Origin of the sequence: Paenibacillus sp. p3-SID867, from assembly GCF_025142895.1 — a bacterium.
GTDB lineage: Bacteria > Bacillota > Bacilli > Paenibacillales > Paenibacillaceae > Paenibacillus_AQ.
The window spans coordinates 17,852-44,851 of the sequence record NZ_JAMBDM010000021.1; the positions used below are offsets into that span (position 1 = coordinate 17,852).

Annotated in this window: 24 protein-coding genes; 2 read left to right on the forward strand and 22 right to left on the reverse strand. The window is 40.5% G+C overall.

Going from position 1 to position 27,000, the window contains the following annotated elements; genetic code table 11:
* Positions 1-64: 64 nt before the first annotated feature.
* The 13 genes from lpdA to M4D81_RS29185 form a co-directional block, all read right to left on the reverse strand.
* Complete coding sequence (gene lpdA, locus M4D81_RS29125) at positions 65-1,474, reverse strand: dihydrolipoyl dehydrogenase (protein ID WP_260069060.1); 1,410 nt, start codon at positions 1,472-1,474, stop codon at positions 65-67.
* A 33-nt stretch (positions 1,475-1,507) separates the two neighbouring features.
* Entirely contained in the window at positions 1,508-2,143 is a 636-nt protein-coding gene (locus M4D81_RS29130; protein ID WP_311200717.1) for a CadD family cadmium resistance transporter, read from the reverse strand.
* Between the two features lie 24 nt (positions 2,144-2,167).
* Positions 2,168-2,839: a class I SAM-dependent methyltransferase gene (locus M4D81_RS29135; protein ID WP_260069013.1), complete on the reverse strand. Its 672-nt coding sequence runs from the start codon at positions 2,837-2,839 to the stop codon at positions 2,168-2,170.
* 287 nt (positions 2,840-3,126) lie between these two features.
* Positions 3,127-4,386, reverse strand: a complete 1,260-nt coding sequence (gene cypC / locus M4D81_RS29140; protein ID WP_260069014.1) for a CYP152 family fatty-acid peroxygenase CypC — start codon at positions 4,384-4,386, stop codon at positions 3,127-3,129.
* Positions 4,387-5,152: 766 nt separating this feature from the next.
* Positions 5,153-5,623, reverse strand: coding sequence for a signal peptidase II (gene lspA, locus M4D81_RS29145; RefSeq protein ID WP_260069015.1), 471 nt, complete (start codon positions 5,621-5,623; stop codon positions 5,153-5,155).
* A 119-nt stretch (positions 5,624-5,742) separates the two neighbouring features.
* Positions 5,743-7,890, reverse strand: coding sequence for a heavy metal translocating P-type ATPase (locus M4D81_RS29150; RefSeq protein ID WP_260069016.1), 2,148 nt, complete (start codon positions 7,888-7,890; stop codon positions 5,743-5,745).
* A gap of 1 nt (position 7,891) precedes the next feature.
* Complete coding sequence (locus M4D81_RS29155; protein WP_036638567.1) at positions 7,892-8,260, reverse strand: ArsR/SmtB family transcription factor; 369 nt, start codon at positions 8,258-8,260, stop codon at positions 7,892-7,894.
* 426 nt (positions 8,261-8,686) lie between these two features.
* Positions 8,687-8,893, reverse strand: a complete 207-nt coding sequence (locus tag M4D81_RS29160; RefSeq protein ID WP_260069017.1) for a hypothetical protein — start codon at positions 8,891-8,893, stop codon at positions 8,687-8,689.
* Between the two features lies 1 nt (position 8,894).
* Positions 8,895-10,298 (reverse strand): sensor histidine kinase, encoded by a 1,404-nt coding sequence (locus tag M4D81_RS29165; RefSeq protein WP_260069018.1) that lies wholly within the window; start codon positions 10,296-10,298, stop codon positions 8,895-8,897.
* Positions 10,295-11,002: a response regulator transcription factor gene (locus M4D81_RS29170; protein WP_260069019.1), complete on the reverse strand. Its 708-nt coding sequence runs from the start codon at positions 11,000-11,002 to the stop codon at positions 10,295-10,297. Before M4D81_RS29170 ends, M4D81_RS29165 begins: the two co-directional genes overlap by 4 nt.
* Positions 11,003-11,385: 383 nt before the next feature.
* On the reverse strand, positions 11,386-11,610 hold the full coding sequence (locus M4D81_RS29175; RefSeq protein WP_260069020.1) for a DUF2933 domain-containing protein: 225 nt from the start codon (positions 11,608-11,610) through the stop codon (positions 11,386-11,388).
* A gap of 144 nt (positions 11,611-11,754) precedes the next feature.
* On the reverse strand, positions 11,755-13,458 hold the full coding sequence (locus M4D81_RS29180) for a multicopper oxidase family protein (protein WP_260069062.1): 1,704 nt from the start codon (positions 13,456-13,458) through the stop codon (positions 11,755-11,757).
* A 132-nt stretch (positions 13,459-13,590) separates the two neighbouring features.
* Positions 13,591-13,821: an SHOCT domain-containing protein gene (locus M4D81_RS29185; protein ID WP_260069021.1), complete on the reverse strand. Its 231-nt coding sequence runs from the start codon at positions 13,819-13,821 to the stop codon at positions 13,591-13,593.
* A 171-nt stretch (positions 13,822-13,992) separates the two neighbouring features.
* Between M4D81_RS29185 and M4D81_RS29190 the strand changes: the two genes are divergently transcribed.
* The gene (locus M4D81_RS29190; RefSeq protein ID WP_260069022.1) at positions 13,993-14,256 is read left to right on the forward strand and encodes a hypothetical protein; all 264 of its coding nucleotides are present in this window, start codon (positions 13,993-13,995) and stop codon (positions 14,254-14,256) included.
* Positions 14,257-15,015: 759 nt separating this feature from the next.
* Here M4D81_RS29190 and M4D81_RS29195 read toward each other — a convergent pair.
* The 4 genes from M4D81_RS29195 to M4D81_RS29210 form a co-directional block, all read right to left on the reverse strand.
* Positions 15,016-15,591 carry a YdhK family protein gene (locus tag M4D81_RS29195; RefSeq protein WP_260069023.1) on the reverse strand — a complete coding sequence of 192 codons (576 nt, stop codon included), beginning with the start codon at positions 15,589-15,591 and terminating at the stop codon, positions 15,016-15,018.
* Between the two features lie 139 nt (positions 15,592-15,730).
* On the reverse strand, positions 15,731-17,179 hold the full coding sequence (locus M4D81_RS29200; RefSeq protein ID WP_260069024.1) for an MFS transporter: 1,449 nt from the start codon (positions 17,177-17,179) through the stop codon (positions 15,731-15,733).
* A 351-nt stretch (positions 17,180-17,530) separates the two neighbouring features.
* Positions 17,531-18,313, reverse strand: a complete 783-nt coding sequence (locus tag M4D81_RS29205; protein WP_260069025.1) for a flagellar motor protein MotB — start codon at positions 18,311-18,313, stop codon at positions 17,531-17,533.
* 158 nt (positions 18,314-18,471) lie between these two features.
* Positions 18,472-19,923 carry a UDP-N-acetylmuramoyl-L-alanyl-D-glutamate--2,6-diaminopimelate ligase gene (locus M4D81_RS29210; protein ID WP_260069026.1) on the reverse strand — a complete coding sequence of 484 codons (1,452 nt, stop codon included), beginning with the start codon at positions 19,921-19,923 and terminating at the stop codon, positions 18,472-18,474.
* Positions 19,924-20,145: 222 nt separating this feature from the next.
* Between M4D81_RS29210 and M4D81_RS29215 the strand changes: the two genes are divergently transcribed.
* Positions 20,146-21,072 (forward strand): stage II sporulation protein P, encoded by a 927-nt coding sequence (locus M4D81_RS29215; protein ID WP_260069027.1) that lies wholly within the window; start codon positions 20,146-20,148, stop codon positions 21,070-21,072.
* A 42-nt stretch (positions 21,073-21,114) separates the two neighbouring features.
* Here the strand turns inward: M4D81_RS29215 and M4D81_RS29220 are convergent, their stop codons facing one another.
* From M4D81_RS29220 to M4D81_RS29240, 5 genes are all read right to left on the reverse strand, one after another.
* On the reverse strand, positions 21,115-22,299 hold the full coding sequence (locus M4D81_RS29220) for a D-alanyl-D-alanine carboxypeptidase family protein (protein ID WP_260069028.1): 1,185 nt from the start codon (positions 22,297-22,299) through the stop codon (positions 21,115-21,117).
* Between the two features lie 217 nt (positions 22,300-22,516).
* Complete coding sequence (locus tag M4D81_RS29225; protein ID WP_260069029.1) at positions 22,517-23,362, reverse strand: hypothetical protein; 846 nt, start codon at positions 23,360-23,362, stop codon at positions 22,517-22,519.
* A gap of 22 nt (positions 23,363-23,384) precedes the next feature.
* A complete protein-coding gene (locus M4D81_RS29230; RefSeq protein WP_260069030.1) occupies positions 23,385-23,897 on the reverse strand; it encodes a TlpA family protein disulfide reductase in 513 nt (170 codons plus the stop codon).
* Between the two features lie 15 nt (positions 23,898-23,912).
* Positions 23,913-24,626: a cytochrome c biogenesis CcdA family protein gene (locus tag M4D81_RS29235; RefSeq protein ID WP_260069031.1), complete on the reverse strand. Its 714-nt coding sequence runs from the start codon at positions 24,624-24,626 to the stop codon at positions 23,913-23,915.
* A gap of 113 nt (positions 24,627-24,739) precedes the next feature.
* Positions 24,740-26,941, reverse strand: a complete 2,202-nt coding sequence (locus tag M4D81_RS29240) for a spermidine synthase family protein (RefSeq protein WP_260069032.1) — start codon at positions 26,939-26,941, stop codon at positions 24,740-24,742.
* Positions 26,942-27,000: the final 59 nt, after the last annotated feature.

Consider the following 27,000-nt stretch of genomic DNA (forward strand, 5'->3'; position numbering starts at 1 on the left):
TACTCATTTGAGTATTATCATATTTCAGTTACGGATGGTTGTCAAAAAGCCAATACGCATCAAACTAAATATGAATAGGATGTCCAAGAGCAACTTCAGCTGCTTCTGCAGTCAATTCACCAAGTGTTGGGTGAGCATGTATGGTAAGCGCAATGTCTTCTAAGGTTGAACCCAGTTCAATGGCTAATGCAATCTCCGGGATTAGATCTGATGCATTGGTCCCTACAATTTGTCCACCTAACACAAGACCGGTCTTCTTATCCCCTACTAACTTTACAAACCCTTCAGCCGAGGTCAAAGATAATGCTCGAGCGTTAGCAGCTAAAGGGAATTTACCTGTCAATACATCAAAACCCTGCTCTTTAGCTTCGAACTCAGAAAGGCCAACTGATGCAATTTCCGGATCAGAAAATACAACGGAAGGAATCACTTTATAGTCAAATATACTTGGAAGTCCTGCTATGGCTTCTGCTACGATTTTTCCTTCATATGAAGCTTTATGAGCTAATGCCGGTCCTGGAATAATATCTCCAATCGCGTATATATGTGGTAGACTGGTTTGACCTGACTCATTGACTTCAACAAGTCCACGTTCTCCTATTTGGATACCAATCTTATCGAGACCAAGTTCACCGTCCGTATTGGGTCTACGACCGACTGTAACCAGTACATAATCAGCCGTCGCTTGTCTTTCTTCATTATTTACTGTAAACGATACGGTAACTTCTTTCTCTGTTTGCTCAGCTGACTGTGCCATCGCATCCGTATACACAGTCGCACCCAACGAACTTAAGTTCTTACTTATAATGCGTGTGATATCCTTTTCGAATCCAGGCAATATGGTACTGGAACCTTCCAGCACCGTGATTTCTGATCCGAATTTTGCATACATTTGTCCAAGTTCAATACCGATATACCCTCCACCAATGATAATGATACGCTTTGGAATTTCAGTAAGGCTTAAAGCTTCCGTCGAAGATAAGATACGACCTCCGAATGGAAATGATTTTAATTCAATCGGACGAGAACCTACTGCGACGATGCAGTTTTCAAAATGATAATGGGAGCTTTCCTGCTTATTGGATACTTTTACTTCACGCTCACTAATAAATGTTGCTTCTCCTTTGATAACCGTAATTTTATTTTTTTTCATCAGCGATTGGATACCTGACTTCAGGCGATCAACCACGTCCTTCTGCTTCCATTGCTGAATCTGGGAGAAGTCAATTTCTATATCCCTTGCTGTTAATCCGGGTATTCCTGGATTATGCATATGTTCGTGTCGATGTGCTGCCGAGATCAACGCTTTGGACGGTACACACCCGCAATTCAAACAAACGCCGCCTAGTTCCGACTTTTCAACCAATAATACTTTCTTCCCGAGTTGAGCTGCTCTGATTGCAGCCACATAACCACCTGATCCCCCGCCAATTACCAACAATTCAATGTCCTGATTTGCTTGATCCATCCTAATCTCCTCCATCTTGTTATTTAAATGTTTGTATTATTATTTAATTAAGCTTCTGACAACATCCAAAACATCACCATGAAGCATGATGGATATACCCAGAACGATAAAAACGATTGGAATGATAACATTACCGTACTTCTGCAATATCTTCACAATAGCAGGGAAACTCGCTAGACGATACCCCAGGAAACACCAGACAGCAACCATAACCAAGAAAACAATCGAGATATAGATGAGTGAGTCACTGCTTTGGGTTGTAAAAAAAGGGATATATATTCCTAGGTTATCTCCACCGTTTGCAAAAGTAATCGCTGCAACCTTAACAGTCAATGGACCAAAAAAACGATTACCGCTTAATTGAGACTTTACATCACCTAATTTCTCGAGTGCTTCTTCTGCCTCATCTTCCTCTTTGGTGAAGAACATTCGAATACCAAGATAAATCGGTATCAAGCCAAGAAATCCAGCCCACTCTGGTGGCAGAAAAGTAAAACCAAAGGCACCAAGTAAGCTTAGTATTACTAAAAGTCCGAATCCAAGGTACTGACCAATCACAATTTGCATATGGCGAACTTTATCGATTTGGGCAAAAAAGATCATGAGGATAAAAATATCATCAATGTTGGTTACGATAAAGGTACCTATGGCTGTTAAGAGTTGTGTAATAGACATATTGATCCTTCTTTCTATATGGGCTTAACTGCACTTCTTTGCTTTATAAAGTGAAAGGCTACCATATAAGGTTGCATATTGAGTTGTTTCCTTTATCGTATGAAATCCGGCCTTTAGCGCAAATTCAGGTAAAAGTCCCTTAACATTATCCGTGGTGGTTGAAAATCCATCGAGGATTTGAATGGAATAATATGCAACTCGCATAAAGCCATTTTTCGCTTTCCCCCAATCGGCGATATGAAGCTCTCCTTCGGGTTTAAGCACTCTGAATATCTCCTTTAAGGTTTGGAGCTTGTTTGTTGTGGTTAAATGATGAAACATTAGACTGGTGACCACACGATCAAAGGAGTGATCAGGGTATGGTAATTCGTACGAATTCCCTTGAACAAACTTAATATCTAAATGCCTCTGCGCGGCCTTTGCCTCTGCAATTCGAAGAACATCGGGATCAATATCAAGACCGGTGACCTTTGATTCAGGATAGCTTTGTTTTAATTGCACCGTTAATGTACCTGTGCCACACCCGAGATCCAGGATTCGTTGTCCTGAATAACTTTGAACTTGTTTGATTAATTGGTTTTTAAATGTAGACTCTCTCATTGTCCAACGTAATACAGAATCGTAAAAAGACGTGAGCCAGTGAAACCGTAGAGCCGGAATGTAATCTGATTTGGTTTGGTCGTTTCTCCTCTTCATTGATCTACCCCAATTCATTGAGAATGAATAATCAAACAATCATTTGAATGTAATTATAATACACCATTATTTTCTATTAGTCAAATGTTCATTTGATTGTTTTTTTCACAAACTGAATTATTTCCGAACAGATTTAGGACATACATTTTAGACTGGTATCTTTAGCAATCTGAACAAAGAAAGCACGTCTCAATTACCGGTGGCTCCAAAAGAAATTAAGCAACCTTAATCCGGAGATACTGACTAAGGTTGCTTGGTACTCTTTTTCTGCTTTAAGGTGAAATTACCTACATCCTCCTCTTAACATTATTGATCTCTACTTTACTGTGCGGAATACTGGGCATGTTGACCATGCCGAAACTTAGATCTTGGTCGGGAACATCATAATCAATTTGATTTGCTAGATAATCAAGGGATACTTTCATGACTTCAATTGTGACCCACTCACCAGCACAGCGATGACCCATTAAGTAGTCGCCACCACCCTGCGGAATGAAGCTGAAGGGGCTTCCTTCCCATTTGGCAAACCGATTTGGGCAGAACATATCAGGCTTTTCCCAAATCATGGGGTCATGATTTGTCCCATAAATATCCAATAAGGTTAATGTGCCTTCTTCAAATCTATAACCGTTCCAGGTAAAATCTTTTTTTACCAAAGCTACAACGAACGGAAAAAACGGATAGAAACGGCGAACTTCTTGTACAAACATTCGAGCATAATTTGCATCGCCGGATATAAGTTTCTCCCTTTCTTCTGGATAGTGGTGTACTGCCACCCCAATGAAATTAATGAATACGGCGATGGCCACAATCGGTCTTAAGATATTGATCACTTCTACAGCGGCAGTCTCTGTATCCAAAAGATTCCCTTCCAGATCGCGATGCCAAGCAAATCTGTGTAATGCTGAATTTACAGGGGGATTCACTTTCCCATCACGAACCTCAATAATGAGGTCTCCGACCCACTTTTCCACCTGATTCCGCGCATGTCTCCCTAGCCAATGAACTGGACCAATAGTAGCAGCTGACTCGAACATTGCCCCCAAATCTTTTGCTAACTCCTTAACTTCATCTTCTTGAACAGGAACACCAGCCCACTGGCAGGCTATCTTGCACATAATTTCCTTTGCTTCATCATAAAGAATAACCCTATCCATCTGTTCCCATTTGTCGACTGCTTTCTCCCACTGTTCTTTTGTAATGTCATTTAGGATTTGAAGTCCGTCAGGAGACATGAGAGACATAAACATTTCTTTTCGTTGTTTATGGGCATGTCCATCTAGCGCCTGAACACCATTCTTTCCAAACAATGTTTGCGCCACTCGGTTTGGTGCTGCATCCTTCCTTATAAATTTCTCAGTGTCATAAAAAAGTTCCGCAGCTTCCTCTCCCTTCATGCAGATAGCTTTCATGCCAAGTAATCGGGTTTCAAAAATTTCAGAATTAAAACTGTGACATCTGTTCGAAATGTACATATATCCTTCTCTCATAAGGCTCAAACTATGGTCGATTCCTTCTTCTTTAGGCATTTGATTTGTATTTGACACATATGTCTCTCCATTTCTCATGATTAATGATCATAATATTTACTCCTTTCCCTTCTTTATTCAAAAATTATGTAACAGATTTTTCGGAAAGGCGGTTGAAGAATCTAAAGCTGATGCTAAGGAGCTATGATTGAACGAAGATCTTCTACTTACGCAAAAGATAAGAAGGATTTGTGGGACGTGTTTATGCGTTGACATAAACTTATTATTCCCTAATTCCTGGATATCCCAAGTTCCGCGATATATGCGTCAAAATCATTTGAAGATACCATACAGCAGTTTATCAAGCCTAACCGTTTACAAATTTTGTCGTCATTATAACTTTAAAAGCGAATGAAGTAGCCCAATACGTACGAAAATCAAATAAACGCCAACGATCCGAATACCGGAGCAATGACGTTTATTCGCGTTAATACTAAATTAAGTGCTTAAATAGGAATGAAGCGCATATATCATCAAGTTAACTTCGATAAGGAATCCCATTAGAGCCAGCAAAGCGGACGGCTTCCCCCACCAACCACGTGATTACCGGAGATGTAAATACACACTATAGAGTAAACATATATATAACGCTCCTATGTCTTTGGAATCCATCCCCAAAATCCGCAAAAGGCAATTTATGCCGCAAATGAACGCTAAAAATAGCGTTCTAAGGGTGAAGATGGGGAGATTAAAGGTTCGATAGATGATTTCGTCTATCAGATCCGGATCCACACCTAAATCCACGATTTGTATCACCTTGCCAAAAGGCCTTCTTCAACCACTCCTAACTACTCCTGCCTGATGCCTTCTCCGTTCTAGATACCCGCAGTGTATTGATCATAACCAAAACAACCCCTGTGACAATAAAGACATCGGCCATATTAAACACGGGATAGTTGATAAAAGTAAATTCCAGCATATCCACAACTTCGCCGTGAAGGGCCCGATCTACAAAATTTCCGAGTGCCCCTCCAAAAATCAGAGCTAGAGCATAAGCAAGCACTTTTTGTTTTCGATGAATTTTGTACAAGTAAAAGATAATGCCAATAAGAACAATTGTCGTCACCACAATGAAAAAGAGCCGCTGGTTTTGCAGGATACCAAACGCGGCTCCCCGATTTCGTATGGATGTTAGCTGAATAAAACCCGATATTAGTGGTATCTTTTGACCGATATCCATAAAAGCAGCTACACACCATTTGATGAACTGGTCCACAGCAAAGGCGACAATCGCAACGACATAGTAGTGAAGCACATTTACACATCCTCTCAAATAAAGAGTTAGAGGCGTTTACCTCTAACTCTAGTTTAATTTTATGATCGGCTATATGGATAGCCAGAGCCTAATGCTTGAATAACCTCAGCCCGTACTTTTTATTCTTTCACGCGCATTAGACGTAAGCCATTCAAGGCAACCAGGAGTGTCGCACCCATATCGGAAAGAATGGCAATCCAAAGCGTTAGCCAACCTGGAATAACGAGCAGCAATGCAATCAGTTTAATCGCAAGTGCAAATGTGATGTTTTGTTTGATTATCGATAGCGCATTTCGGCTTAGTTTAATTGCGAAAGGCAGTTTTCTTAGGTCATCCCCCATCAAAGCCACGTCTGCAGTTTCGAGCGCTGTATCCGTCCCAGCTCCGCCCATGGCTATCCCAACTGTTGAAGCAGCTAGTGCAGGAGCGTCATTAATACCGTCTCCAACCATGGCTACATTTCCGTATTCAGATCTCAACTGTTTAATGAAATCTAGTTTATCCTGAGGTAATAATTCGGCCTGTACATCCGACACGCCGACAGATCCAGCGATAGCTGTGGCCGTACCTTTATTATCACCTGTGAGCATAATGGTTTTCTTGATGCCAAGTTGATGCAGTTTTTGAATAACTTCCTTACTGGAATCGCGAACTTCATCTGCTACAGCAATCACAGCAAGGATATCCTTTTCTGTACCAACAACCATAGCCGTTTTCCCTTGATTTTGGAGGAACGAAACCAGTTGCTCTTGGTCAGGTGTGAACTGGACCGTTGGCAATTCCTTAAACAGTTTTGGATTTCCAATATAATATGTCGTTCCGTTAACACTACCCTTAATCCCCTTGCCTGTTATTGATGAGAAATCCTCAACCATAATATCCGAATAAGAAATATTGGATTCCTCTGCCTTTCTCATGATTGCAGAGGCAAGAGGATGTTGAGAACGATACTCCAAGGCAGTAATAATGGAGAGTATTTCTTTTTCATTGGCAGCTTTATTCAATACATTATAATCCGTCACAACTGGAACACCTTTGGTGAGCGTGCCGGTTTTATCAAAAGCAATTGATTTTAAAGCACCCATTTCCTCCAGATATACGCCACCTTTGATGAGAACACCCTTCTTCGCAGCATTTCCAATAGCAGACACAATAGAAATCGGTGTGGAAATAACCAGGGCACAAGGACAACCAACCACAAGTACGGATAAGCCTTGGTAGATCCATGTTGTCCAATCTCCACCAAAGAGCAATGGTGGGATCACAGCGACCAATGCTGCCACAATCATAATGATAGGGGTATAGTATTTCGCAAATTTATCAACAAAGGCTTGCGATGGCGCACGTTCACCCTGTGCTTCCTCAACTAAGTGGATGATCTTTGCAATCGTCGTGTCATCAACCAGTTTGGTTACTTTAACTTCAAGCAAACCTTCTTCATTTAATGTACCGGCAAATACGTCATCATCTACTTTTTTCTCTACGGGGACTGACTCACCCGTAATTGCTGCCTGGTTTACTGCTGAATAGCCACTAACAACGACACCATCCATGGCTATCTTTTGTCCAGGCTTAACGATCATGATATCGCCTAGTGCGATGTCATCCACATGTATCATCATCTCCTGCCCATTGCGTCTCACCAGAGCTTCTTTTGGTGCAATATCCATTAGAGAACGAATGGATTGTCTTGCGCGATCCATCGAGAATCGTTCAAGAGCTTCACTTATTGCAAAGAGAATGACTACAATTGCACCTTCCGCCCATTCCCCGATTACTGCGGCACCAATAATAGCAACCGTCATAAGTGTTTTCATATCAAACTCAAAACGCATTAAGTTTTTAAAACCCACTTTAAAGAGCGAAAATCCGCCAATCACAATAGAGGCAGCAAAGAGCAAGGACGTAATCAGGTTTTCCTCTCCGTTTACAATTAAGGAAAGATATCCGAAAACGATCAGTAAAGCCGCATTCAATAACGTGCTATGCTTTTTATAAAATGGTTCCTTTTCTTCTTTGTTAGAGTCTGCTTTTACTTCCCTTTGGGCTTTTTCCGGGGCTACCTTAAGATTCTCAAAGGCACCGGCTTTCTCAAGCTCTTCAATCGTTGTGTCACCATACACGGAAATTTTAGATGCACCAAAATTCACCTTGGCATCTTGTACTCCCGGAAGCTGTTTCACATTATTCTCAAACTTCCCTGCACAATTCGCACATGTAAAGCCTTCTACACGGTATACATTTTTTTTATCTGTTGATTCAGCCATGTTACTCAACTCCAATAGCCTCCTTCTGATGCTCAATCGCGATACGGATGATTTGTTTCAATTGGGCATCCTCCATTGAATAAAAAACAAGTTTTCCTTCTTTACGATATTTCGTAATCCCCATGTTCCGCAGCAGCCGTAAGTGATGGGAAGCCGTTGCCATAGTAGAACCAATAATATTTGCAACATCACATACGCAAAGCTCATCCTCATCACAAAGTGCATAAGCCACCTTCAACCTCGTTGGATCTGCTAAGACCTTGAATACTTGAGCCATGTCTTGAAAATCATGTGTGCTTAGCTTTGCCTTCACTCGATTGACCTTATGCTCGTCATAACAAAAAATATCGCATGTATCTCTAACTTCCATTGAATCACCTCAATCAAATGATTATTTGATTATTATAATAATGCCTAGTTCTTAAATTGTCAAAGAAAACCTTAAAAGGCTACCATACCTTGCCGATCCCCTTACACCAGAGGATTCTTCGCTGCCGTTCAAAAGTTCCAAGCAGCTTCCGTTGCCTTCATCCATACGCAACAAGTTTCGGCTTCTCTATTCCCTCTTGCGAGGTCTTTTTGACGACGCGCAGGATTCACTTTATATTACGGCCTGGTATGTTGCTCGCCCTGTCTCCGACAGGTACTTTCGTCAATACGCTTCTACGCACAGATTTCGCCAAACGCAGGTATCTTAGCTCACGGGGGCTTGGCCCCTCCCGTGACCGAACTTTCACCGGCTAGAAGATGCTGGGCACGCAGTGTAAAAAAAGTGACTCCCTATGGAAGTCACCCTTTACTTGCCTTTTCCTTGTTTGAAACGAATCAAGCGATAGATAATATAGATGGCCGCACCTACGGCCGCCAATCCAATGCATGCCGATCTGAATATACCAACCTCACTTATAAACGAGCTCATTTGGTAATATGAGGCCGAAAACATTAAACACATCAACCCGAGTGTCATGAAAAATAAAGCAATAAACCAATCTGTTTTCTTCATCTTATTGATCCTCCTGCATCATCGGAAGGACGAATTGAACAGTAACACAGGTGCCTTTCCCAACCCTGCTGGTAACATGGATTGAACCTCCTTGCAGCTTCACTAATTTTTTGACAATCGACAAACCGAGCCCTGTCCCGCCCGTTTGCCGTGATCTGGACTTCTCGACACGATAAAAACGGTCGAAGATGTAGGGGAGCTCGTCGTCAGGAATTCCGATCCCCGTGTCCTGAATGGATAGTGTCAGCATGGTGGATGAATGGTGAAGATATACATCAATACGCCCTTCATCGGTATATCGTATAGCGTTCTCCAAAAGATTGAGGGCAATTTGCTCTAAACGCATGCCATCCCCTCGAATGTATGGAACAGACTCGGTGGGATGGACAACCAACTCCAACCCTTTTTCCTTTGCTTTTAACGATACCTTTTGGACTGACTGATGGATAACATACCTCAAATCAATCCATTCCATGGATAAACTGATCTTTCCTTCTTCCATTTTGGCAAGCTCAAATAGATCATCCACCAAATGCTGGATTCGAACTCCTTCTTGATAAATAATATCTAAATAACGGTCTTTCTCTTCCTCCGTCTCATACATATGGTTCTTTACAACCTTGGCATATCCCTCCAAATATGTGATCGGTGTTCGAAGCTCATGCGAAATATTCGCAAAGAACTCCTGTCGTGTATCCCGGTATCGTTGAAGATCTGCGGCCAAATTATTAATTGCTGCCGCCAAATCGCCGATTTCATCTTTGCTATGGATGTCCAACCGGGTTTCTAACTCGCCGACGGCGATTTTTTTCGTCGCTTTTTGCATCATAATGAGTGGTCGTGAGAAAAGCAATGCCATAATCCATGTAATGCCTATTGCTAGCAAAAATGCACCTACCCCGGATAACATCAACAAATTACGTATGGCTGTAAGCGACTTATCCATGCTTTGCATAGAAGCCATCACATAAATAGCTGAGGTAATCTGATGATCTTTATGGATCGGTTGACCAATCACCATATAGCGATGGCCTAATGGATCTTCATGCTCTAAGTTGATCGCTTTTCCTGAGAAGATTTTCTTCAAATCCTCTTTGCGAATAAAAGTACGATCGGCGGGATTATGTTCCCCTGTATGAAAAGTGATGTCTCCTGCTGCACTAATATAAAACATGCTGACATTCGAAAAATCGGCGAAGGTCAGCATCATTTCTTCCGAAGATGCTTCTGTGGTCTCGGCCATGGTCGAGACATGAGAAGTCATTTCCGTGATCTCTGTTTTCATTTCTGAATGGTAAAAGCTTGAAAACATTTGATATAGACTGACACCAAGGAAGAGGAGAACAATAAAAAAAATCGCAGCTATGATAAGCCCCAGTTTCATCCCAATTCGATTACTTCTCATCTTTCTTCTCCCTGCGCAATAAACTTATAGCCTACTCCCCAAACCGTGTGAATTGCCTCGTATCCAAGTCCTGCACGATTCATCTTCTCTCGAATATTTTTGACGTGGGTATCGACGACTCGAGCGTCTCCCGTATACTCATACCCCCATAATCGTTCAACCAAGTCATCACGCGAAAATGTACGTTGACTATGCTCAGCAAGAAAGTGAAGTAAATCAAATTCTTTGGGCGTAAAATCAATGCTTTTTTCATGAATGTAAACTTCTCGAGCACCTGCGTTGATTTTGAGGTTATTAAAAACCAACGTCGTATCTTGAGGTTTTTGGGCTTGATTGATCATAGATCGTCTTAGCAGCGAAAATACCCGGGCTACCAATTCCTCAGGTTCAAATGGCTTGGTTAAATAATCATCCGCCCCAATACCGAGCCCATGAACTTTATCCTTTGTCTCCGTACGCGCGGTGAGCATGAGGATGGGAATTATCTCCGTTTCTCGAACGGTTTTGCACACCTGCCAACCATCCATTCCAGGCATCATCACATCCAAGATTAGAAGGTCAAAAGAGTGCTGCTTGAGAATCGACAGCGCCTCATAGCCAGTGGAAGCTTCCTTCACCACAAATCCCTCTTTCACAAGATATAGGCGAAGTAGATTCCGCATGTTCCACTCATCATCTACCACAAGTACATGAATCTTTGACATTGTATCCACCTTCTTCAATGTGTAAATCCTACCCAAAATGTAAACGATTCATAGCGTCAAATGCAAGATGAAGAAAGAAACGTCGCCAGCATTCTGCTGAAGCAAAGGCAATTGATTCATTCTTTGGATGTTCTTCTGTGATGGATCTTGTTCATCAAAGGCATGAAAATCATATGGAATAATGGGCATATCAGCAAGATGCCTATTAGAATATTATTGGTTGGTTCTCCTCGAAAGGCACGAATCAAGACCATGAGAACGACGACTACAATTGGCAGCGCGCAGCATAATGTCATGATCCAATGATGCGACTTTGAAGCATGATAAGAAGATTGAGACTGATGGCTGTTTTCTTGATGATGCCCTCCACAACAACTCAACATTCATTCCTCCTTTAGATGGTATAACTTGGTTACATTCTGAAGATCATTTCGCATTTTTTCGTTTTGGGCCTTTAACTCGTTCAGTTCTTTCTGCATTCTTTGAGTTTCTTCACTCGTCCCATGTCCTTGTTTTTCATGCCCGTTACCGTGACCACCACGCATACCCAACATCATCAAGATCATCATGAGCGGGCAAACCAATACCAATAACCATGTCCAGTCCATCTCTAACTCCTCCTATATCTGGTGATGTAACTCTATTGTAGAAGAAGAATGTGTGGAAATCGTGTTGAAACGATGGAGGATTGATGTGACCATGAATCAAATCAAAACTCCTGCAACGGTTGATCGATGCAGGAGTCTTATTGATTATTCAGGCTTATTTCCTACGGTAGGGTCAGGTGTGTAATTGCTATTGTATCCATTGTACATGACGTCCGTAACCATACCTGCGGACGCATGATGCAGATCATGGCAGTGGAACATCCAATCCCCAGGATTATCGGCTTCAAATGCGACCACATATTCTTCGCCAGGCTTTACATTCAGCGTGTCTTTGATAACTGGCGTTCCTTCGAGCGGTTTTCCGTTCTTGCTTAACACTTGGAAGAAGTGCCCGTGCAAGTGCATCGGATGATCATCGGTCTTCGAATTATTCACGAAGGTTACTTTCACCTTATCCCCTTTATCTACTTTAATTGGATCGGTATCAGGAAATAGCTTTCCATTAATGGTGTAAACCATTTCTCCGGCTTTCATTTCCGTGTTCAGATCTAGCTTCACGTCTTGATCAAATTTCTGATCCAAAGAAAAATTGGTTCTTGCTTGCTGACCGTATTTGGTTAGATCAAAGGTCGGCAGCTCTTCGTTTGCGTTCGAAGCGTCGGGTCTGTCGGTTACTCCTTCATACTCAATGACTGCACGCATGTTCTTCACGCGGTCCTCTTTTCCATGTTCTTCTAATAGCCATGATCCTGGGTTATTAGCAGTAAATTCGAGATCATAGCGTTCGCCAGGCGCGATTGCAATGCCTTGATCGGTGATCACGGCTGGACTATTAACAGGCTGTCCATCAGATGCAATGACTTTGAACTCATGCCCATGTAAATGTATCGTGTGCGTAATGTAACCCGCATTGACCAAACGAATACGGACTTTATCCCCTTTCTTCACGGTGAGCTTGTCAATTGCATCACCTGTTTTCCCATTCATGGTATACACATCATACATGCTCATATCATGCCCAGCCATCTCTGTCATGTTGCTGGTATCGCCCATGTCCATTTGGCTGTGATCCATACCCTCCATGTCTTCATTGTTGCTCGTATTGCCCATATCCATCTGGCTGTGATCCATTCCCTGCATGTCTTCATTGTTGCTCGTATCGCCCATATCCATTTGGCTATGATCCATACCTTCCATGTCTTCGTTGTTGCTCATATCCATCTCACCTGAGCTCATCCATTCATCGAGTACAATCGTATAATCACGGTCATAGCTCTCGCTGGGATCTTCCACGATTAACGTACCATACAAGCCCTTATCCACCTGATTTACGCTATCTTGGTGCGAATGATACCAGTAGGTTCCTGGGACCGTTGCTTTAAATTCATATGTGAATTCCTTACCTGCAGCCACTGCATCTTGCGTTACGCCTGGAATACCGTCCATATTATTTGGAACCGGGTAGCCATGCCAGTGTATTGAAACAGGCTCCTCCAATTCATTCTTCAATTTAACTTTTACGGTGTCCCCAACCTTCACACGAATCTGCGGGCCAGGTACCGAATTGTTAAACGTCCAAACAGGCAAGGTCACATCATCCGATACTTTCAAGTTGCTCGCTTGTGCGGTAATCGTAAATTCCTTCCCATCTGCAACAGGAGTCGCTTGCGTCAATTTCATGTCCCCTGACTGCTCTTTGTTTTGACTCGTATTTTGTTGAGAATCCCCCATGTTCATCTTGGGTTGATCCGTACCTTCCATCCCATTTTGACTATTTGCATTTGCACAACCCGCCACGATGACACTAATGGCACCTACAGCGAGGAATAATTTTAGTTTACCCTTCATCATGAACCTCCTTTTGATTTTTCTCTTCATCAATATATCTAAAATTTGTGTTGAATTTATGAAGAAAAACTTTTTGAAATTAGAAATAATGAAAAGACCAGCTGGATGGTTTATCAGCTGGTCTGTTGATGTCTACTCTTCGATGATCGTTTTTCGTTGTTTAAATTCTTCTTCCGTGATTTCACCTTTTGCATACCGCTCCGCTAGGATCATAATGGGGTAGTTCTTCGTCCTGTTCTTTCTTGTCAGTGAAGCAACTACCCAATAAACCGACACGCCTACTGCAACAATCAGTATAAGCACACCTAAAAACATGAGCAACATACACATCATCATGAACGAGTTATTCATATTTATCATCATGTTATTTTTCACCTCGAAAAAAATTTCCTTGCATGGTTTACAAAGTTCAGTATTTCCACAAAAGCCCCATCAATGCCCTTACTCCTGGGAGGCACTGAATTTTTTTACATGAATGGTTTTTCCAAGATTGGGCTTTTTCATCAATGGCATTTGCCTTGTCGTGGTCATACAATGGTGAAGAAATCAAAACAAGGAGAGATCAGAAAAGTGTATTATGTGTATCCCAATACCTGGTATTATCCGCCGTCTCGATCCGTGCCACCCATGCGTCAGGAGATGATGGCAGCAGAAAATATGATGATGTCTGAACCTATGAAGGAAATGATGAACATGATGAAGCAGCATATGATGACGACAAATGAAATTAAACGTACCGTAGACAGTATTGAAGAAAGATGTAGACGAATGGAAGAAATGATGAAAGGTAAATCTTAACGAAAGGATTCAGAAGGATATACCTAGAACGCGTCTCTTTGACTGTATCTTACGCCTTAATGATAAATGGTAGGACACTACTCACCAACCCGCAGTCCTCAACCCTTTCCGGGACTAATGTTAATTAGCCCCGGATTTGCTGCTTTGATGGTAAGTGACGAGCCCCACAAAAAAGCCACTTCCGCGACTTCATATCCATATATGTTCTTGTCCTCCGACATATTCTTCAAACATAGGCGAGGATCGTTCTCTTCATCCATTATGTATACCTCTTTAGCAATGACACCGTGAACAGCCACGGCAGAAAAAGCAGCAGTTCACCCATAGTGGGCATGGCGTATGTTCCACCCCAACTTGATTTTGCTAATTTTCCGCACATTCAAGAAAGAGCAGAATATGCTACATTGACATACCGTAGTGTTAACTGAAATGAAAAGTAATCATATGAATTATTATCCTTGATTCGTTCAAATGCTTCATCTTTAAAAGGAGAAGTCTTTGAAATATGGATTATTGTAGGAGGTAGATGCATTTTGTCCGCATTTATTGGAATTATTGCGCTCTTACTTATTATCTTAAGTGTCCTTCGGCGGAGAACTAGTAGTTAAAATTAGGCATAAAAGATATGTTTGAATGACCTGTACTAAGGAACCCTCTATATCACTTTCGAATATCGAGAAAGAAATAAATCGTCGAACTAAAATCATCAATAAAGGAGAGCTTAATCAATTATGATTAAGCTCTCCTTTATGATTAAAATTATTTAACAGGGGATAACTCACTTTCTGTTACCCATTGATGATTTTTAACTTCTTCTCCACCGGTAGTAGGAGTGAAATCAACCATATATACTGTTGTTTTCTCTGCCGAATCAATTTCAGCCGTTGCTCCTTTCATACCCTCCATATGATCTGCATTTACAACCACTTCAGTTCCTGGTTTTAATGGAGCCTCGCCTGCATTTTGTAATTCTTCATGGATGACCCATTTGTGATTCTTCACTACTTCTCCACCGTTCGTTGGTGTATAAGAAATAGTGTACACCGTGGTATCATATGCTCCCACAATCTTTGCCGTTGCACCTTTCATACCAGCCATGTGATCTGATTCAATAATCGCTTGTGTTCCGACTCCATAGGTTGGATTCTTTGCGTCTTTCAAACCTTTAGGCACTTCTCCAGAGCCAGTGTGTTCCATGTTACCATGATCCATTTCCCCCGCATTATTTGGACTTTCGGGGTCATTATTATTAGCGTTGCCGCAGGCCCCCAATACTAATAAAAGGGACATGAATATTAATAATACAGCCATTGGTCTAATTCTCTTCTTCAACATAATTAACTCCCTTCATGTAAAGAATTTTGCCCTGTTTAGAACAAAGTTATTGAAAATGTATCCTTAACCTTAACAGTTATTATTGGTTTACCCTCTCTGTAAAAAATGTATTCATTATCGAGATCAGTTAGAGCAACAATTACATAGCTTTCGGTACGTTCGACGAATCCGCCTGTTTAGGGGAGCGGATAAACATCAAAGCTAATATCGCACCCGCAAAAGCAACCATACCTGACCAAAAGAATGCTTGTTGAAAACCATCATTTAGTGCTTCTACAGGGTTGGCACCCGTCGTGGAAGAAGTAGCTGATGCGGCAATGGCAACCATGATTGCTAGGCTAATAGCTGAACCTATCTGATAGCTTGTATTCGCTAGGCCGGATGCAAGACCGGCTTCTTCTGGCTTCGCTCCCGACATCGCGGCCATCATAGAAGGAATGTAGGCTAGAGACATCCCGAGAGCACCCAAAAGCGAAGCTGGAAGTACATTGATAAGGAAACTGCCGTCTACAGGCGTATTACTTGAGAACATGAGCATCGAACCGCCAAGGGCCGTCAACCCAATCACAATGTTTGCTTTTATACCGAATTTCCCAATCAACTTACCTGTAATAACGATCATGAAGATGGCAATCAAAATGGTCATCGGAAGCAGTCCAACCCCACCCGCGAAAGCGGAAAACTTTAATATTTGCTGCATGTACAAGTTTAGGAAGTACCATAATGGAATCAAACCACCTGACAGCATGATAAGCGCAATATTGCCAGCAGCCAGGTTTGGTGCTTTAAAGATTCCAAGCGGAACAAGTGGTTCTTTTTTGTTTAACTGAATGATTAGGAAAAGAACGAACAATATCAGCCCAGCGATAAGGGTCCATATGGTGATTGGTGCACCCCATCCATTATGCTCTGCAGTTACAATTCCATACACGATCAGAACCAAAGATGCTGTTACAGAGATGGAGCCTGCTATGTCAATACTTCCTTTTCTTCGTGTACCTTTCGCTAGAAGACCGGGAGATAAAATTAAGGCAAGGATACCAACTGGTACGTTAATTAGAAATGTCCATTGCCAACTCAACCACTCTGTAATAACACCACCCAAAAATACCCCAGCGGATCCTCCAGCAGCTGCGGAAGCGCCCCAGAAGCCCAGTGCCTTGCCCAATTCCTTAGGATTACCGCTAAAAAGCATCATCACAATGGTGAGAGCCGAAGGTGCTATTAACGCGGAACCGAATCCTTGCAGTGCACGACCGATGTTTAGTGAATCATCGTTCCAAGCAAAGCCCGCAAGTAAAGATGCTAAAGTAAGAATCAAAAATCCCCACATGAACATGCGTCTTTGTCCAAAGAGGTCGGATAAACGACCACCTAGTAGTAATAACCCTCCGAAGAATATTACATAGGCATTAAATACCCACTGTAAACTTTCCTGTGTATATCCTAGCGCTTCTTGAATTGCCGGTAACGCAACTCCGATAATCGAAGTATCCATAATCACCATAAAATTCGCAAGACATAATAATGCTAGTGCCATCCATCGTCTTGGATCTGCTTGCGAAAGACTCTGTCCTTGTTTAGACATTTGTTTTATCCTCCTTTAGCTACATATCTCCGGATTTCATCAATCCAAAATTAACGCTTTCGACGGCCGTCAAAAAGTGAAGTTAATTATATGCCATAATTTACCGGAGATTGACTGCTTTTATAGTATAGCCCCCTACCCTATATTGTCAACATATTTTTATTTTTTATTTGACTTTGATTCCCTGCTCATAATCAAACGGTTTCACAGCAAATAACAAAAACGCTCAGATTTTTAATATCTTGAGCGTTTAAATTAGTGTTATAGATTTAGCTTTGGTCTAAATGAATTTTTTTACGGTACCATTATTTAAAACATAAGGCCATTCTAGCCTTCTTTGATCAAAAGAAATTAAAGTTGTTTATCTATAACGAATCTTCGTACAAGGGATACCTCCACACGCCGATTCATTGCCCTCCCCTCAGAGGTAGTGTTTGTGGTTTTTGGACGAAATTCTCCAAAGCCAACAATCTGAAATCTTTCCGGATCCATTTTATTATTTTGAAGCAAAATATCCATGAATCGAAGCGCTCGCTTCTGACTTAATTCCCAATTTGAATCAAATTCGCTATTACTAATCGGCACATTATCGGTATGTCCTGCGACGATTATATTATAATCTTCAGTTTCTTCTAAAATCATGGATATAGCCATAACAATGGCCCGTGATTCAGGTTTTATAACAGATTCACCAGAATTATACAATGTAGTATCACTAATCATTATAGTTAATTCCGTTTTAGTCAAACTCGTTCGAATCTTAGTTTCAAAACCACTTGTTTGTATGAATGAATCGATCTTCTTCTGTATCTTTTCAAGATCTATCTGCTCTAAATTGACTAATGTGTTTATTTGCTTGGTAATCCTTCTATCGATAGTTTGCTTAACGTTTACTGTACTATCCATTCTCATATCAGATTCTATAATTCCAGACTGTGACAATACCCCCGAACCAGAACTAAAATATGTACTGAATGCTTTACTCATCTCTTCATATTTCTTCGCATCTATTGAACTCATTGCATACAACACAATAAATAGTGCTAGCAACAAGGTTAACAAATCGGCATAAGGAATCAACCAACCTTCATTAACATGTTCCTCGTGTTCATTATAGCGTTTTTTTTTAATCAAGTTTGTTCCTCCCATCTACAAATTAGTATTAGCTATGAAATTACATAGTAAGATTAGCGGGTTATGACAACACAAAACTCAATAACACTATGAATTATAGTGCTATTGAGTTCAAATTCCCCGTATTTTCATAGTTCTATGGCATTTATATAGAATCATCAGGGGGCAGTGGATTTTAACAAATATTCAATCGTTTCAATATCAGATTTACTTGGTATTGCGAATCTTTGTTCATAACACTCTCGCCCCTTACCGGTAATTATAACAACATCATCTTTCTTGGCTTTTTTCCAAACATATTCGATCGCCTCCGTACGATCGTCAATGATTAAGCATTTACTTTTCCCGTAATTACTAACTAAACTTCTCATTTCCATCAACATTTCTTTTTTATTTGCACCCTTTAAATCATCTAGAGTTAAAACAATCATATCGTTGTTTTCAACAGAAATCCGGATCATCTCCTTTCTTTTTGTTGGATCTCCATTCCCTCGAAAACCGAAAATGTGAACGACTCTGTTATTTGTACGCGAATGTATCGTTCTGAGGAATTGGAGAAATCCGTCAGGAGTGTGGGCATAGTCAACTATAAGTTCTGCCCCTGAAGGATGTTTAAAAATTTCAAAGCGCCCAGGAACACCAGCGAATGTACAGAGTGCCTTTTGTATGACTTCAGGCTCGACCCCCATTCGACTTGCTGTTAACCAAGCAGCTACGGCGTTCCAAGCATTGTATATTCCTGGGATGGGTAAAACCAGTCTATAGTGCGTACCTCTTTGTTTCAATTCAAACGTCAAAGGGAATTCTGATTCAATATTAGTGAGTTGCACATCGTCGTTACCAATTTTCCCAAAGGTATGTACTCTCATTTTTTGAGTAGCCAGAAGATCAATAAGCCTTTTACCCCAATCATTGTGACTCGATATAATGGATTCTCCGCTCTGCTTTATTTGAGTAAATAAACGCGCTTTAGTTCCAAAGTAATCTTCAAGAGTCTTATGATAGTCTAAGTGATCATGACTAAGGTTCGTAAATACCGCATAATCGTATTCGATGAAGGCTATACGCTCCTGATCAATTCCATGTGAAGATACTTCCATGATGACCACTTGGTCATCGCTTTGATTCAACCATTTATTCAGTTGTAGTGAATCTGGTGTTGTTTGTGTCGATATCACCTTTTGTCCATTAATTTCTTGAAATACAGTGCCTAAGAGCGTACATGTAACGCCAGCAAATTCCAATATATGCTTAAGCATATGCGCAGTGGTGGTTTTACCGTTTGTACCTGTAATACCGATCATTACATGACGCTGAGAAGGGAAATCGTATAAGTGACCAACAAGAGCAGCTAAGGCCCTCCGTGTATTTGAAACACGATAATAAGGAACGGGTAAGTCCGTTATTTTATATTCACCAACAACAGCTGATGCACCCGCCTTTATCGCACTTTGGATATAATGATGACCATCTTCTTTGGTCCCGTTGATGGCCACAAATACATCTCCCTGTTGTATCTTACCCGAATGAAATTGAACACCGGTAATGTTCATGTTTGCTATTGTTGTATACTCCTGCACAAATGGTTTCAAAGCTGTGTGTAGATTCATGTGAGCTCCTTTGGCATGTTAGTTATCAAATTTGATTAATCCACATAAACTACAAGTTGTAGTGTTTTGAGTGTGCCTCATTCAATTTTATAGGAATTCTTACCTTCATTATCGATGTTTTTCTTATTACTAATTCTATCTATTGGTTCTACATCTCCTACTCCACTCATAATCTACTAGTAAATGAACGCTAGATTCAGAGAGATCCAGGAGGGAAAATTCATGAGTAATAAACGCAAATATATCAAAGTATTTGGATTGGTTTTTTCGTTAACTTTCTATACAACGATAGGAGTTCATATATATCACACGAAATTCGCTTCACCTCAAATAATAACGAAATCGGATCCCCAACCGGTACAATCTGTTAAAGTAACCTCTCTAGGTTCCCCCTTAACAACAGAATCTTCAAAGCACAAATCGAAACAACCGGCACCATTAATAAATAAAGAAAAAACATCAACCGAGGCACAAACGAATCCTTTAAAGAAAAAAGTAAAAGCCAAACGTTCTATGCCTCAAATTCTCATCTATCATTCGCACAATCGTGAATCATGGTTACCCGAATTAAGCAATGTCCAAACAGCGAATGAAGCCTTTGACTCTAAAACAAATGTTACCTTATTAGGTGATTATCTAATAAAAAAAATGAAATCGTATGACATCCCTGTTTTTCATTCAAAAAAAGATTATCCTTCAGTTGTCGACAGTTTTAATTATGCCTATTCCTACACCTATTCAAAGAATACATTAAAACAGGAACGTACCATGCATGATAATATTGAGTATCTCATTGATATCCATCGTGACTCACAGGGACGAGATAAAACCACCGTTCAACATAATAACTTGAATTATGCTCAAGTGTATTTTGTTGTTGGAACAAATAATCCGAATTGGGAAAAGAATATGAGATTCGCTGAACGCATTCAAAAGGGACTAAATGATAAAGTACCTGATCTTTCAAAAGGAATATATAAAAAAGACTCCGCCAATGGAAATGGTGACTACAACCAAGCCCTATCGACCAATAGTGCACTTATAGAGATCGGAGGAGTCGAAAATAATCTTGAAGAAAGTTATCGTTCCATAACTGTACTAGCTGAAGTTATTCAAGAGATCTGGTTAGAAGATAACGATTTAAATTAATACATGATTTGATCAACTAATTAAGCGAAAATATTCGATTTTTCAATCATTACTCAAATATCGTCGCTTTTTCTTTATCCATTGTTTTCTAATAAGCAGTAGCGTGAACAACGTGGTTACTGCCAAGATAATGATTTTAGGTATTGATGTACGATAGGACTCACTTTCTGTTTTTATAACTTGATCGGTAGTTGTTGTTTTTTGAAGGCTTTGAACGATAGGTACCAATTTTTCCTTATATATAATTTGCCCAGCTGAATCAATAACAACGATCTGACCGTCAGATTGATCGATCTCAACTTTAAAATCTATGTCTTTTGTGCCTGTAAACACCAATGTCTTGGGGATTACAAACCGATCTTTATAACTTTGGAAGGATGTTGCATCTACCGAGATCGAGTAGGTTTCATAATGTTCGAATCCATAATCAAATAAATTTACCATATCACTATAAGCTAGTTCTGATGAATCCGATTTTAACGTTACAGCGATCCATTCTGAGCTTCCTCTCTTTGCAGAAGCAACCAATGTATAGCCGGATTGATCTACGAATCCATTTTTCACACCCGTCGTTCCCTCGTAACGCCAAAGAAGCTTGTTATGATTATAGAGAGTCGTTTCCCAACCTTCTCCAACCCATTCCATTTCCTTTGTACTTACTATGGATCGAAACAAAGGATTTTTCATTGCATATTGTGTAATCCTTGCCATATCATAAGCGGTTGTTTGGTGCTTTTGATCAAATAGCCCGTGCGGGTTCTGAAAGGTCGTGTTTTTAACACCAATCGTTTCACTCACAAATTCATTCATTCGTTCAGCAAACTGGGCTTCACTTTCATCAAAGTACTCCGCAACCGCTGTAGCCGCATCATTACCTGAATTAATAAGAAGCCCTTGTACCAGCTTCAACAGAGGAACCCGTTCACCCTCAAGTAAATAAACCCTAGTACCATCGATAGATCTAGCCGCTTTGCTGACGGTTACAATGTCGTCTAAATTCCCTTCTTCAATCGCAATGATTCCTGTTACAATTTTTGTGATACTTGCTGGATACATCAAACGATCACTTTCTTTATGAAACAAAATGGAACCTGTTGTTCCGTCAATCAATATAGCTGCCTCGCTATTGAGTGAAAAGTGATCCTTATCTTCCATTGCAAATGTCAGATTCTGAAGACTGAACTGCAAAGTGAATAGGATTAGAAAAGCCTTGTAGAATTTTTTCATAGATGCCGTATCCTTTTCTGAAGGCAATAATGCATTCTAAAAATGTGTATAAATTATGGATGGTTATTTTCTCTACAAATTGTTAGTTGCCCTATATTTTCTCGAGTGTTGAATGGTATCATCAAGAAATGATACACGCACCGCATCAGGCTCCAAATTCACTGAATAACACAATGATTCAAACCAATCTGTATGAATGAATGCAATTGCATCTTGTCTAATCTGATAAAAATGACCTTTTTTCTTTCCTCGAATCTTTAGATCTGATCGGGTCAATATCAAGATTTCTTGAATGAGATTGTAATATCCCTGATGCTTCATTTTGTCCCTCCTCTATAATATTTTCATTCATTACATTTGTCTGATCTCTTCTAGCATTACGTAATGATAATCCAATTCCTAACAACATTAAGATGAGATACACCATTTGTTCGAAGGATAACGGGATGAACCATTTGGGTTTTGAATCAAATAATGACACGACCATTAGACCCATCACGGGAATTTTTAACGCAGTAGTTAGCCACTTACCGCTTCCAATATGCCCAGCGTTTTTCCAGATCCAAACAACCATCGGTAAAAGAATGATTAACCGGTATACGTTGATTGGGTGATAATGGAATTCAGGATTATAAATTGATATTCCCCATGGAAGGGTTGTCAGACTTCCGTATTGCCAAGCAAGCATGCTGTACGTTACATACGTAACCACCCCTCCAAAGGTGAGTAAGTCGCCAATTAACCACCAAGAAACTTGGAGACGATACCATGCACGGTATAAATAAATCGAACCAACTATCAAACCGATCCACCATCCCATCATGGTCCCGGGCATCGTCAACCAAAGTAACGGATGGTTACTCAACAATGATGGTGTACTAACCAGCGGGCTAAATTTCCATATGATCAATATCCATAACAAAGCATTGGCAACCGGGTCTAATATTGGCTGATCTCGATTACCGGATCGGTTACACAACCATTGCATGGCTATAAATCCAGCGAATCCAGACACCGCTATTATCAACCAATCTATCCTGATTACAAAAGGACCAAACTGCAAAATATCCCCCCCCTACTAATCCCTATGGTAACAACCGCCGAAACTTTGATTCCATGGTTTGTGGATCAACTAACCCAATGACCTGTTCGATAATGATTCCTTCACTATTGACAAATAACGTAGTTGGTATGGGACGAATCGCATATTTTTGAGCTACTTCACCTTTTTCATCGATCAGAACGGGAAACTGAAAACCATAATCTTTTGCAAAAGCTTTAGCTCCTTCAATTGAATCACTAGCTGTTACATTCACCGCATAGATTTCGATACGAGCTCTATATTTATCGTAGAGCCGTACCAATTCTGGTGCCTCAATTTTGCATGGACCGCACCACGAAGCCCAGAAATTAATAACGACAGGTTTGCCTTTCAAACCTTGGAGTGAATAAGTCTGTCCATCAAGTGCTTGTAGTGAAAAGTTCGGGGCTTGATAACCCGTTTTAGGCAGCTCTTCTGTGCTTACAGACGTCGATTGAATAATAGCGAGGATAGCGAGAACAATAATTGTCAAGAGTATCCACCATTGTTTTTTCACTACAAACTCGCCCCCTTAAAAGCCAGTAAATCCACCGTATAATCCAATGAAAAAAATAGTGATTTTTGTCATTTGATCCGTATAGAGCAAGACACCTGTCAACACCATTAAAGTTCCTCCGATTTTCATGAGTCGATTAGAATGCTTTAGGATCCATTTCGTTCGCCCAAGGAAAAAGGCCATGATAAAAAACGGAATAGCGAAGCCTAAAGTGTAAGAAAAGGTATATATCAATGCCTCAGAGGGATTGGTAAAACCTAAAGCTAACACCGCTGTGAGTATAGGACCAACACAGGGGGTCCACCCTGCTGCATATGTAACCCCGACTAATACGGAACCCAGATAACCGATAGGCTTTTTATTCCATTCAAATCGCAAATCTTTCATTAGAATTGAAGGTTTAAATAACCCTACCATCATCAAACCCATAACAACAATCATCACACCGCCTATTTTGCGAATTAACTCTTGATTACCAGTAAACAGATTTCCTATGAGACTAGCAGACAGACCTAGGGCGAAAAATATAATAGAAAACCCTAAAATAAAAAAAACAGTATGAAACAATGTTCTTGTTCGAAAAGCCCCTCTGCCTTCCTGTAAATCTTTCACGGATACCCCTGTTATATAAGATAAATACGAGGGGTACAGCGGAAGGCAGCATGGTGAGATAAATGACAGAAATCCTGCTGCAAATACAATCCACACCGTCAAATCAGCGTTGAACATGCTACTTTTCTCCTTAAACTACAGTAAGTAGTGATTAACCTCACACTACGTATTGTAGTATCAAAGAATAGACGCTGTCAATTCCAATGATAAATTAATAAGAACTTTTTATATTACTTACTTAAATTTAATTTCGGTTGCAAAATATACAACAAACCGTATAACAAAGCTCCGATTGTCATTGCTGCAGTAAAGCCTAGGGTTAAAGAGATCATGGTGGCAAGAAGCGAACCCGTGACTGTCATTAGACCATTAATTGCCCAACTTAATGCTATCTTCCGCTCAGGAGTCTTCGTCAAACCGAACGGAAACGGCATACCCATAAATAAACCTAATGGGATGAGTATGAGCCCCGTTGCTATAACCCGATAGGTTAATGATAAAGAAAATGATTGTTCGTTATACCATGATATAACTCCATTCACAATCAAGGTTAAAACACAAATCCACAATAAAGGTGTGTATCTTGTTTTGTCAAATGAGAACCATTTACCAAAAAACAGGCTGCCAACACCACCAGAAACTAACAATACACCAAGCACCAATACAAATGATAACGTTGGATGTCCTAACGGTAGGATTAACCTCTGTATCAGTGTTGTTTCAATCACAATAAATCCGATGCCCAACCCAGAAAAGTAAGCAGTACGTCCTAATGTGAACTTTGTTCTTACAGCTAGTATTAAAGTGATCAATATCGTACCTATCGTTAGAATGACAAGTTGGACAGGAACCCCATTTGCCTTATTGTAAAAGTAGGGCATATCGTCACGATTAGAGAGTAATTGGTTTTGTGAAATCGAAAAAGTACGATATAAATCAGCATAGCGATCATATATCTTTGGGATATGAACAGGTATCTGTTGTTTATTTTCAGCTTCCAATTTAAGATGTTGTGCAGACTCTAATGAAAAGGGGGCTTTCGTCACAATCACCAACGGCCTGGTAATACGACTCCCTTTGAATCCCCACACTACATGACCAAGATGCTGATATGTGCCAATCACTGCCAGATGATTCTGTAATTGATTATGATTAATCCCTTCAAATCGTAGAGATTCCTCTGCTGCATTCAACACTTTCATGAGCTCTGACTCATCATGGAGTAAAAACGCAAGCCTCCCCCCTGGCTTCAACTTGTTTAGATATTCTCGGATGGCTTCTTCTGTGAAGATATAATTTTCGGTCAAAGCAAGGCCTAAGCCGTTCTCCGATTCTTTTTTTACAAGGGACAAATAGATTAAGTCATACCGATTTTGTGTTTGACGTATATAATTCCTTCCATCAGAAACGATTGCTTTCACCCCCGGTTGATTAAATACATCGCCCGAGAATGAAGCAACTGACTGTACAGCTCGAAAGCTCCCAGGATTGATATCAACCGCTTCTATTTCCTTAAAGCCTGCAAGTTGGGCGGCTAAAACCTCTTGGCCACCGCCTGCTCCAATAATGAGTGCCCGTTTTTTATCTAGGATATCTTCAAAAGCAAGAAAACTGGTTGTTGATCGTAAATAGTCTACCTCCTCTAAGTCCCCCGTATATTTTGATATGGGAGAAACAGCTCCCCCATCAATAGTAATATATAACAGCTCCCCGGTTGCATCATCGTATACATCAGTACGAGAGAATGAATTCCATTCCGTATACATAACTTTTGAATTCGTGTTTCCTTGGAACACATTTGATGGACTCGTTTCAAATGCCAGAAAGGGAATGTATTGTGAGAATGGTAAGACCGTGTTGACAAGCAGAAGCGTAAAAATCAAGAGATATACGAATTTCCGCTGGGTTCGCGAACGATTAAAGTCAATACTAACGCTTATTCCAAACAATATGGCAGCTAACAGTGATATCGTTGTGATGGGATCGAATATACTCATCAATACGATGGATGAAACGGCTCCAATCCCTGCGCCAGCCAAATCAGCACAATAAATGAGGCGAATTTGTTGTTTATGTTGTTGCATAATGGCAGCGAGTAAAGCACCTCCAGTAAAGAAAGGGAGCAGAGCGACTGGAGAATAAAACCATATCCCTTGGTACGGAAAGACATACATGACAAAGACGGATACGATTAGAAAAAGTGCAAACAAGCCGAGACATACATTGCGAAATTGGTAAACACGCCCGGCAGTTTTATAGGCCATAAATCCACCAAGTCCAATACCTAGCGTAGCTAATGAAATGGTTAAAAATACGTAGTTATTATCCGAGATAACTGCAAAGAATCGAGAAAGAAAAACTTCGTAGACGATGAAAGAGAAAGCAGCTGCGAATGTTAGAATCGCATCCCTCTGAGTATCCCTTATCACCATGAAAATCTCCTTCCCAATTTATCTCTCATATGTAATTCAGTCTGCTCTCATCATTCTTA

Bases quoted from the DNA above. Each gene is read 5' to 3' on its own strand.
- M4D81_RS29210 (WP_260069026.1), bottom strand. From the start codon at position 19,923: ATGAATCTACACACAGCTTTGAAACCATTTGTGCAGGAGTATACAACA.
- M4D81_RS29165 (WP_260069018.1), bottom strand. From the start codon at position 10,298: ATGAGAAGTAATCGAATTGGGATGAAACTGGGGCTTATCATAGCTGCG.
- M4D81_RS29155 (WP_036638567.1), bottom strand. From the start codon at position 8,260: ATGGAAGTTAGAGATACATGCGATATTTTTTGTTATGACGAGCATAAG.
- M4D81_RS29175 (WP_260069020.1), bottom strand. From the start codon at position 11,610: ATGGACTGGACATGGTTATTGGTATTGGTTTGCCCGCTCATGATGATC.
- M4D81_RS29180 (WP_260069062.1), bottom strand. From the start codon at position 13,458: ATGAAGGGTAAACTAAAATTATTCCTCGCTGTAGGTGCCATTAGTGTC.
- M4D81_RS29150 (WP_260069016.1), bottom strand. From the start codon at position 7,890: ATGGCTGAATCAACAGATAAAAAAAATGTATACCGTGTAGAAGGCTTT.
- M4D81_RS29190 (WP_260069022.1), top strand. From the start codon at position 13,993: ATGGTGAAGAAATCAAAACAAGGAGAGATCAGAAAAGTGTATTATGTG.
- M4D81_RS29130 (WP_311200717.1), bottom strand. From the start codon at position 2,143: ATGTCTATTACACAACTCTTAACAGCCATAGGTACCTTTATCGTAACC.
- M4D81_RS29195 (WP_260069023.1), bottom strand. From the start codon at position 15,591: ATGTTGAAGAAGAGAATTAGACCAATGGCTGTATTATTAATATTCATG.
- M4D81_RS29235 (WP_260069031.1), bottom strand. From the start codon at position 24,626: ATGTTCAACGCTGATTTGACGGTGTGGATTGTATTTGCAGCAGGATTT.
- M4D81_RS29220 (WP_260069028.1), bottom strand. From the start codon at position 22,299: ATGAAAAAATTCTACAAGGCTTTTCTAATCCTATTCACTTTGCAGTTC.
- M4D81_RS29135 (WP_260069013.1), bottom strand. From the start codon at position 2,839: ATGAAGAGGAGAAACGACCAAACCAAATCAGATTACATTCCGGCTCTA.
- M4D81_RS29185 (WP_260069021.1), bottom strand. From the start codon at position 13,821: ATGATGATAAATATGAATAACTCGTTCATGATGATGTGTATGTTGCTC.
- M4D81_RS29215 (WP_260069027.1), top strand. From the start codon at position 20,146: ATGAGTAATAAACGCAAATATATCAAAGTATTTGGATTGGTTTTTTCG.
- M4D81_RS29200 (WP_260069024.1), bottom strand. From the start codon at position 17,179: ATGTCTAAACAAGGACAGAGTCTTTCGCAAGCAGATCCAAGACGATGG.
- M4D81_RS29240 (WP_260069032.1), bottom strand. From the start codon at position 26,941: ATGGTGATAAGGGATACTCAGAGGGATGCGATTCTAACATTCGCAGCT.
- M4D81_RS29160 (WP_260069017.1), bottom strand. From the start codon at position 8,893: ATGAAGAAAACAGATTGGTTTATTGCTTTATTTTTCATGACACTCGGG.
- M4D81_RS29170 (WP_260069019.1), bottom strand. From the start codon at position 11,002: ATGTCAAAGATTCATGTACTTGTGGTAGATGATGAGTGGAACATGCGG.